Annotated in this window: 6 protein-coding genes; 4 read left to right on the top strand and 2 right to left on the bottom strand. The window is 30.9% G+C overall.

Annotation, left to right across the window (positions count from 1 at the left end):
* Positions 1 to 615, top strand: a 615-nt coding sequence (locus tag ABY298_RS12555; RefSeq protein WP_372746407.1) for a prolyl oligopeptidase family serine peptidase, incomplete at its 5' end; no start/stop codon positions are given.
* Position 616: 1 nt separating this feature from the next.
* Here the strand turns inward: ABY298_RS12555 and ABY298_RS12550 are convergent.
* Together ABY298_RS12550 and ABY298_RS12545 are read right to left on the bottom strand one after the other, a co-directional pair.
* Positions 617 to 1,720, bottom strand: a complete 1,104-nt coding sequence (locus ABY298_RS12550; protein ID WP_372746406.1) for an acyltransferase family protein — start codon at positions 1,718 to 1,720, stop codon at positions 617 to 619.
* 17 nt (positions 1,721 to 1,737) lie between these two features.
* Positions 1,738 to 3,063 (bottom strand): sugar MFS transporter, encoded by a 1,326-nt coding sequence (locus ABY298_RS12545; RefSeq protein WP_372746405.1) that lies wholly within the window; start codon positions 3,061 to 3,063, stop codon positions 1,738 to 1,740.
* Positions 3,064 to 3,377: 314 nt separating this feature from the next.
* Between ABY298_RS12545 and nagB the strand changes: the two genes are divergently transcribed.
* The 3 genes from nagB to ABY298_RS12530 all read left to right on the top strand — a co-directional run bounded on the left by nagB (position 3,378) and on the right by ABY298_RS12530 (position 9,585).
* On the top strand, positions 3,378 to 5,291 hold the full coding sequence (nagB, locus tag ABY298_RS12540; RefSeq protein WP_372746404.1) for a glucosamine-6-phosphate deaminase: 1,914 nt from the start codon (positions 3,378 to 3,380) through the stop codon (positions 5,289 to 5,291).
* A 33-nt stretch (positions 5,292 to 5,324) separates the two neighbouring features.
* Positions 5,325 to 7,382 (top strand): beta-N-acetylhexosaminidase, encoded by a 2,058-nt coding sequence (locus tag ABY298_RS12535; protein WP_372746403.1) that lies wholly within the window; start codon positions 5,325 to 5,327, stop codon positions 7,380 to 7,382.
* 202 nt (positions 7,383 to 7,584) lie between these two features.
* Entirely contained in the window at positions 7,585 to 9,585 is a 2,001-nt protein-coding gene (locus tag ABY298_RS12530) for a cytochrome c biogenesis protein CcdA (protein ID WP_372746402.1), read from the top strand.
* Positions 9,586 to 9,675: the final 90 nt, after the last annotated feature.

The raw sequence follows: 9,675 nt of genomic DNA, 5'->3' as shown, positions 1-9,675 counted from the left end.
TTTGGTTCTTTTTTTAAAAACGGATATGCGGTTGCAAATATGGCGTATCGTTTGGTAGATAAAGGAACAGCACCTGCAGCAATAGAAGATGTACGTTGCGCGTTAATTTACATTATAAAAAATGCTAAAGAATTAAATATTAATCCCAATAAAATTGTAATTATGGGAGGATCGGCAGGTGGACATTTAGCCTTAATGGGTGGTTTGTTAGCAAATAATACCATTTTTGATAGCAATTGTAATTTTGATGGTACAATAAAAGTTGCGGCAATTATAAATAAATATGGAGTTGCTGATTTAGAGCCGTTGAAAGATTGGAAATCAGCAAAAAATTGGTTGGGAATAAAGAGTGATAATAGTAAGTTTATAAAATCGGTTTCACCAATTAATTATGTATACCCAACAAGTCCACCGGTGTTTATTGTTCACGGAACAGCAGATCCAATTGTTCCATTTAGGCAATCTTTACTTTTGTTTAATAAGCTAAAAGAAAACGGTGTAGTAACTCAAATAATTTCTATTGAAGGAGGTTTACATGGTAAGTTTACTAAAGAGCAAAACAAACATATTCAAAATGAACTATGGAATTTTTTAAATGATTTAAATTTGAAATAGTTTAAATTTTTATAAATATTTTTCTTTTATATAAAACATAGGTAATAAACCAAAAGAAAATAATATGCGCAATTGCAAAAAGTAAAGAACCATTCATATTTCCAGCAATTGGCGCAAAAACATCAGTAAATAAATAATTATAGCCTGAAACTAATTCGCCTTGAGAATTTTTAACCTTTATAAGATAGATAATTGTCTTTACATATATTCCTGAAAATATATAAATAGCCAAAGGATTTGTGCCAAAATGTAAAAATGAAGTTGCCCATTTTTTAAAATGATGCACATCAATAATCCACAATAAAAAAGCTAAAAAAACCATTGCTAATCCGCCAGAATACAAAACATAAGTACTGGTCCATAATGCTTTGTTAATTGGAAAAGCAAAACTCCAAATAAAGCCAACAAAAACAGCAATTGCTCCAATTAAAAGTAATTTTTTAATTACTTGAATAATGTTCCCTGTTAATTCAATAATTCTCCCTGAAAAATACCCTAAAAGCAAGGTTGCAACGGCAGGTATTGAAGATAAGAACCCTTCTGGATCAAACGGAATTCCAAAACCTTTGTATAAGTGAATTTCTCCAAATAAAAACTTGTCTACTTTTAAAACAAAGTTAGATGTTAATTCATAAGGACCTTCAGGGCTTCCAAAAAACAAAATTCCCCAATAAGAAATTAAAATACCTGTAAAAATGCCTAATAATTGTTTGTAATTGAACTGCAAATATAAAAGCGCTCCTATTAAATAAGCTATTGAAATGCGTTGTAAAACGCCAAATAAACGTAATTTTTCAAAGTTAAAGTTAGGAAAAGCGTTTAAAAAAACACCTAGTAAAAACAAAATTAAAGCGCGTTTTAAAACTTTTAAAAGCGACTTTTTTGTAATTCCTTTATCAAACTTTTTAAATGAAAACCACATTGAAACACCAACGATAAATAAGAAAAATGGAAAAACTAAATCTGTAGGTGTGCAACCGTGCCAATTAGCATGTAAAAGCGGAGGATAAACATAGCTCCAACTTCCTGGAGTATTTACCATAATCATTAATGCAATGGTAAGTCCGCGCATAACATCTAGCGCAATTAAACGTTGGGCAGCCATAAATAAAAAATTTAGGTTTATTTTTTTAATCCTAGTTTGTGTCCAGAAATAGCATAGTATAAAATAATGATGTAACAAGGAAGCAAAATCCAATAACCAGATGTAGCTGATTGTGCCGTAGCTGCTGCTTCACTTAATCCTTCAGCAATTAAGTTTGCTTTACCACTATCAACAAATTTACCATATAAAGGTGGAATAATTGCACCTCCAGAAATTGCCATAATTAATAACGCCGATGCTGTTTTGGTAAATTTACCCAAACCTTTTAAGGTTAAAGGCCAAACTGCTGGCCAAACCAATGCGTTTGCAATTCCTAAAGCAGCTACAAAAACTATGGAAACAAACCCGGTTGTAAATACAATGCAAAAAGTAAATACAATACCTAAAATAGCACTTGCTTTTAAAGCAAAAGCTTGACTTATATATTTTGGTATTAAAAACACACCTAAAGCATATGTAGCAACCATTGCTAATAAGGTAAATGTTGTAAAATATTTAGCTTCATCACCAGAAATTCCAAGAGAAATTCCATAAGCAATAATGGTATCTCCAGCAATCACTTCGGCACCAACATATACAAATAACGTTAAAACACCTAGCCATAAATGTGGAAACTGGAAAATGCTTGTTTTGGTAGTCTTTCCTTCTGTAACTTCATCAATTGGTTCAGCTTCAACATGTGGTAGTGGTGCTTTTCTAATTAAAATTCCTAATACAAAAAGTACAGCAGCCATAATAATATAAGGCATTACAACACTATCGGCCATTGTGTTTAATAATTCATTTTTTTCTGAAGCACTTACTAAAGATAATTTTTTTTGAACATCTTCTATACCAGATAATAAAATGGCTCCAAAAATAAGCGATCCCAAAGCACCTGCCACTTTATTTGCAATTCCCATAATGGCAATTCGTTTTGCAGCACTATCCATAGGTCCTAAAATAGTAATATACGGATTAGATGCTGTTTGTAATAAGGTCATTCCCATTCCTTGAATAAAAATTCCTGCTAAAAATACCCAATAAGTTCTTGCTTCGGCAGCCGGAATAAAAACTAAAGCACCAATTGCCATAACAAATAATCCTAAACTCATTCCTTTTCGGTATCCTATTTTTTCTAAAATATACGAAGCAGGTAAAGCCATAAAAACAAATGAAATATACGATGCAGAGGCAACTAAAAAAGATTGTGCAGAGGTTAATTCATTAATGGTTTTCATAAACGGAATTAATGCGCCGTTAATCCAGGTAACAAATCCGAAAATAAAAAATAATCCTGCAATAATTAAAATAGGAACAAAAGTGTTGTTTTTTGGGGAGTTTTGGTATGTTGTTGATGACATAATTTGGTGTATGATTGATTATAAAATATTCTTCTAATATACTACTAAAAATAAGTTTTCTAAATTATTTTATAGAATGAAAACAAAAATATAGACAAGCATATTTCTTTATCGTATAAAATAGTTCATAACCAAGTGTTATTAAATGAATATGTAGAAATTAAACAACGTAGCCAAAGCACTTAAAAGAAATTTATGAATTGTAATTTTTTTATTCATTAGCAAGTAATTAGTTAAAAAAAAATCAAGAATAAAGAAAAGTGTTTAATAAATTTACAAGGCATTATACTTTTAGTTTAAATAAAATAAAATCTATGAAAGTTTCTAAAATAAAACATCAACCCGCTGGCCAATTTGAAGAAACTCGTTTTGAGAAAATTCATAATATAGTATTTACAAGTTCTGTGGAGGCTTCTATTTGCGTTGCGCAAGAAATAGCTGAATTAATTAGAGCTAAACAAGCTCAAAATAAACTATGTGTTTTAGGATTGGCTACAGGTTCTTCTCCAATTAAAGTGTATGAAGAGTTGGTAAGAATGCATAAAGAAGAAGGGTTAAGTTTTTATAATGTTGTAACTTTTAATTTAGACGAATATTATCCGATGGATAAAAATAGCGTGCATAGTTATCATTATTTTATGCATCAGCATTTATTTAATTATATTGATATAAAACCCGAAAATATAAACATTCCTAATGGAACTATTCCTGCGGATGAGCTACATCAATATTGTATTGATTACGATTTAAAAATTAAAGAATATGGTGGATTAGATTTTCAAATACTAGGAATTGGAAGAACAGGTCATATTGGTTTTAACGAGCCTGGTTCGCATTATAATTCTGGAACACGAAGTATTACACTAGATCCTTTAACACGTGCTGATGCAGCACCTTCTTTTTTAGGAATTGATAAAGTGCCTAAAAAAGCAATTACTATGGGTATTGGAACTGTTAAAAAAGCTAAAAGAATTATTTTGTTAGCTTGGGGGCACAATAAAGCATCTATAATAAAGGAAACAATTGAAGGGGAAATTACTTCAGAGGTTCCAGCAACCTACCTACAAGAACATAACAATACTACTTTTATATTAAATGATGAAGCTGCTCAAGATTTAACGCGTTTAAACACTCCTTGGTTGGTTGGACCTTGTATTTGGACCGAAGAATTAACAGGTAAAGCTATTATTTGGTTATGTAAAATGGCTAAAAAGTCTATTTTAAAATTAACAGATAAAGATTACAATAACTACGGAATGTCTAGTTTATTAGTACAAGAAGGCTCTGCGTACGACATTAATATTAAAATGTTTAATAAATTACAGCATACCATAACAGGTTGGCCTGGTGGAAAACCGTATGCTGATGATTCTTCTAGACCAGAACGTGCAAATCCAGTTAAAAAAAGAGTGCTTATTTTTAGTCCACACCCAGATGACGATGTAATTTCTATGGGAGGAACCTTTGATAGGTTGGTGGAACAAGGGCACGAAGTTCACGTAGCATACCAAACTTCAGGAAATATTGCTGTTTCAAATTATGAAGCTTTAAAATATGCAGAAGTGGTGAAAGATATAAATTGTGGAAGTGAAAATATTGATGTTATTATTAAGAAGCTAAAATATAAAGAAGGAGATGTTGAAGATGATTTGGAAGTGAGAAAATTAAAAGGATTAATTAGAAAAAGAGAATCATTAGCCGCTACAAGATTTATAGGTGTTCCCGATGAAAATGTACATTTTTTAAATTTACCTTTTTACGAAACAGGTACCATTAAAAAAAATCCAATAGGTAAAATAGATATAGATATTGTTGCCAATTTAATAGCATTAATTAAACCACATCAAATTTTTGCAGCTGGTGATTTAGCTGATCCTCATGGAACTCATAAAGTTTGTTTAGATGCTATTTTCTCAGCCTTAAAAATATTAAAACCAGAAAAATATATGGATGATTGCTGGCTTTGGTTGTATAGAGGCGCTTGGCACGAGTGGGATATTCATCAAATAGATATGGCAGTACCAATGAGTCCAGATCAGGTACTTAGAAAACGTAAAGCAATTTTCTTTCATCAATCTCAAAAAGATGGTGTAATGTTTCAAGGAAACGATACGCGAGAGTTTTGGGTGCGTGCTGAAGAAAGAAATAATGAAACTGCACAAAAATATCATCAATTAGGCTTGGCAGATTATGCTGCATTAGAGGCTTTTAAAAGATACTATTATTAAAAATTTATTATGAAAAAAATTCTATGCTGCTTTATGTCTCTTTTCGCAATTTCCGGTTTTAGTCAAACAAATTCACTGAATTTAATGCCTTGGCCACAAGAAGTAATTTTAGGGAGTTCAATACTTGAAATTAAACCTGATTTTACAATTTTAGTACTTACAAAATCAACCAAAAGAATTGATGTTGCAACCACCAAATTTATAAATAGATTAGGCGGTAGAACTGGAGTTTTTTTTGAAAATGGATTTGCTGTTAGTAACAATGAACTAAAAAATGCAACTGTAGAAATTTCATATAAAAGAGCTGGTGAATTAAAAATAAACGAAGATGAATCGTACCAATTACAAGTTTCTTCAACCAAAATAACCATTAATGCAACCACAGATATTGGTGTAATTTATGCCTTAGAAACACTGTTGCAATTGGTAGATAATAATTTAAATTCCTATTATTTTCCTGAAGTTGAAATTAATGATTCTCCACGGTTTACATGGCGCGGTTTAATGATAGATGTGGCGCGTCATTTTCAACCTATAGATGTTTTAAAACGAAATTTAGATGCAATGGCAGCTGTTAAAATGAACGTTTTTCATTGGCATTTAACAGATGACCAAGGCTTTAGAATTGAATCTAAAACACATCCAAAGTTACATCAACTAGGTTCAGACGGATTGTATTATACGCAAGAACAAATTAAAGATATAGTTCAATATGCTTCTGATAGAGGAATTAGAGTAGTACCTGAAGTTGATGTTCCCGGTCATGCAACAGCTATTTTAACCGCTTATCCAGAAATTGGAAGTAAAGATACTATATATTCAATAGAGCGTTTTTCAGGAATTTTTGACCCAACACTAGATCCAACAAATGAGAAAACTTACAAAATTTTAGGCGATTTGTTTGGTGAAATGGCTGCATTGTTTCCTGATACATATTTTCATATTGGAGGCGATGAAAATGAAGGTAAACATTGGGATGAAAATCAAAAAATTCAAGAATTTAAAAGAAAAAATAATATAAATTCTAACCACCATTTGCAAACGTTTATGAACATTCGCCTGCAAGAAATTTTAGCAAAACATGGAAAATCAGTAATGGGTTGGGAAGAAATTATGACAGATAATATGCCAACTTCTGCATTAATTCATTCTTGGAAAGGATCTAATCAAGGCGATATGTTAAAAAGTTCACTGTTTAAAGCTGCAAAAAATGGTTACAATACCGTACTTTCTAATGGTTATTATATAGATTTAATGCAACCTGTAATTAATCATTATTTGGTAGATCCAATACCTAAAAACAACAATTTATCGGAACTAGAAAAAGCAAGAATTTTAGGTGGTGAAGCAACTATGTGGAGTGAGTTGGTTACTAATTTAACTATAGATTCACGAATATGGCCAAGAACAGCTGCAATTGCTGAACGTTTTTGGTCATCTGGAGATATTGTTGATGTTTTAAGTATGTACAAAAGGTTAGATGTAGTAAGTTTTAGACTAGAAGAACTTGGAATTACACATATTAGAAACAGAGATGTTATTTTACGTAACATTACAAATAATCAAAACATTGAACCTCTTGTAACTTTAACAAAAGTATGTGAGCCCTTAAAAAATTATTCAAGAAATGCAGGTGGAACAGAATATAAAACATACTCGCCTTTTACATTATTTGCAGATGCTTGTACTGCAGATGCAAGTGATGCTATTATTTTTAAAGAATTAGTGAATGATTTTAGTTTAACAAAAAATGAAAATATTAAGGCAGAAATTGTTTCTTTACTTAAAAAATGGGCTTCAAATTACAGTCAGTTTTCTCAACTAAAAAAAGGGAGTCCAATTCTTAATAATATAGAGCCTTTATCTAAAAATTTATCAGAAATTTCAACAACACTTTTATCAATTTTAAATAGTAAAAAACCAACTAAAAGTGAGTATGAAAATTTTAACCAACAACTTTTACAAATTGAAAAACCAATTGAAGATGTGGAATTAATTATTGCAAAAGACTTGAAAAAATTAGTTGCAATTTTAATTGACGAAAAAAAGGGAAGTGATAATTTTTTAGAAAAAGTTAAAAAAAGCAATTAGTTGCACTGTAAATTACACAAATGCCATTATTTAGAAATGGAATAACGGAGTAAGTTTGTTTTTTAAAATAAGGAAGAAAACAGATTAATCTTACATTAAGAAAATTTTAACACAAAGAAGCTGGCGAAACTGCCGAATTAAACGACTGAGTGATAATTATTGTTTAATTTTGATGTTTTTACTAAAAAAATCACCCTTTAAAATGAAAAAATATATTGTATTTCTTTTCCTATTTGTAGTTTCCATTGGCTTTTCACAAATTCATGACCCAGTAAAATGGAACACTGCTGTAGAGAAAATTTCAGAAACTGAATACGATTTAATAATAACTGCTAGCATAGAAAAAAACTGGCATTTATATTCACAAAATGTTCCACAAGATGGACCAATTCCAACTTCATTTTCTTTTGAGAAAACTGCGAATTTTGAGCTAACCGGTACTACCTCTGAAGAAGTTGGTAAAACGGTTCATGACCCAGTTTTTGATATGAAAATTAAATATTTCGAAAACAAAGCAACCTTTAAACAACGGATAAAATTACTGTCTAAAGATGCTTTTAAAATTAACGGAACTGTTGAATTTATGGTGTGTGATGATGCTAGTTGCTTACCACCAACCGATGTTGATTTAAATTTTGCTATACCAGTTTCAAACGGAATTAATTTCACTGCCAATCCTGTTGAGGAAAACGATACTATTGCTGAAGTGGCAGAAACTGTGGAGCAAGTAAAGGTGGCGGAAACAAAACCAATTAAAAAATCATCAGATAAAAGTTTATTAACTATTTTTATTATAGCCTTCTTTTCGGGTTTTGCTGCATTACTAACACCTTGTGTGTTTCCAATGATTCCAATGACCGTTAGCTTTTTTACAAAACAGAGTAAAAGTAGAGCAATGGGAATTAGAAATGCCATTATTTATGGAATTTCTATTGTAATTATTTATGTGGTTTTAGGGTTGTTAGTGAGTTTTATTTTTGGAGCCGACGCATTAAATGCCTTATCTACAAATGTATGGTTTAATATTATTTTCTTTTTATTACTAGTAATTTTTGCAATATCATTTTTAGGGGCTTTTGAAATTGTGTTACCAAGTAGTTGGGGAACAAAAGTAGATGCGCAAGCAGATAGAGGAGGAATTATTGGAATTTTCTTTATGGCTTTAGCCCTGGCAATTGTATCATTTTCATGTACTGGTCCAATTGTGGGAACGTTATTAGTGGAAGCCGCTGCTGGTGGAAATCAAATTGGACCTATTGTTGGAATGTTAGGTTTTTCATTAGCCTTAGCAATTCCGTTTGCATTATTTGCAGCTTTCCCAGGTTGGTTAAATTCATTACCAAAATCTGGTGGTTGGTTAAATACAGTAAAAGTTGTTTTAGGATTTTTAGAATTAGCGCTAGCATTTAAATTTTTATCAAATGCCGATTTAGTGTTGCAATTACATTGGTTAGAACGTGAAGTGTTTTTAGCAATTTGGATTGCAATATTTGGAGTTTTGGCATTGTACCTATTTGGAAAAATTCAATTGCCACATGATTCGCCAAGTTCACATATTTCTGTTGGAAGATTAGGTTTAGGATTGTTATCATTAACTTTTACCATTTATATGATTCCTGGATTATGGGGAGCGCCGTTAAATTTAATTAGCGCTTTTCCTCCAGCGCAACATTATGCAGAGTCTCCGTACGGAGTTGGATTTACAAAAACTGGAAGTGCATCAGCAGAAAATATTTCAGAATTACCAGAAGGAGCACACATAATGCCACCACATAATATAATGGCTTTTAATGATTATGATTTAGGTGTTGCCTATGCTAAAAAAGTAAATAAACCTATAATGTTAGATTTTACAGGACACGCTTGTGTAAATTGCCGTAAAATGGAACAAAATGTTTGGGTTAAAGATGAAATTTTACCAATATTAAAAAATGAAGTTGTTTTAATATCATTGTATGTTGATGATAAAAGACCATTGCCAGCAGGTGAAGAAATTGAATCGAAATTACGACCAGGAAAAAAATTGAAATATATCGGTCAGAAATGGAGTGAATTTCAAACTATTAAATATGGTGCAAACGCACAACCATTTTATGTATTGTTAAATACAAACGAAGAAAAATTAAATGAACCAGTTGCGTATACACCAGATGTTACAGAATATCAAAATTGGTTAAAAACAGGAATATCAAATTTTAAATAAGAATTAAATAACATGAAAAAATTAATTTATTTTTTAAGTATTGTACTAGTTGTAGTCTCTTGTAAAGATGAACCAAAAGATTATGTAACA

The sequence above is a fragment of the Lutibacter sp. genome, from assembly GCF_041596795.1.
Lineage (GTDB): Bacteria > Bacteroidota > Bacteroidia > Flavobacteriales > Flavobacteriaceae > Lutibacter.
This window is presented reverse-complemented; position numbering and strand designations above follow the sequence as displayed.

Bases quoted from the DNA above. Each gene is read 5' to 3' on its own strand.
- nagB (WP_372746404.1), top strand. From the start codon at position 3,378: ATGAAAGTTTCTAAAATAAAACATCAACCCGCTGGCCAATTTGAAGAA.
- ABY298_RS12535 (WP_372746403.1), top strand. From the start codon at position 5,325: ATGTCTCTTTTCGCAATTTCCGGTTTTAGTCAAACAAATTCACTGAAT.
- ABY298_RS12530 (WP_372746402.1), top strand. From the start codon at position 7,585: ATGAAAAAATATATTGTATTTCTTTTCCTATTTGTAGTTTCCATTGGC.
- ABY298_RS12550 (WP_372746406.1), bottom strand. From the start codon at position 1,720: ATGGCTGCCCAACGTTTAATTGCGCTAGATGTTATGCGCGGACTTACC.
- ABY298_RS12545 (WP_372746405.1), bottom strand. From the start codon at position 3,063: ATGTCATCAACAACATACCAAAACTCCCCAAAAAACAACACTTTTGTT.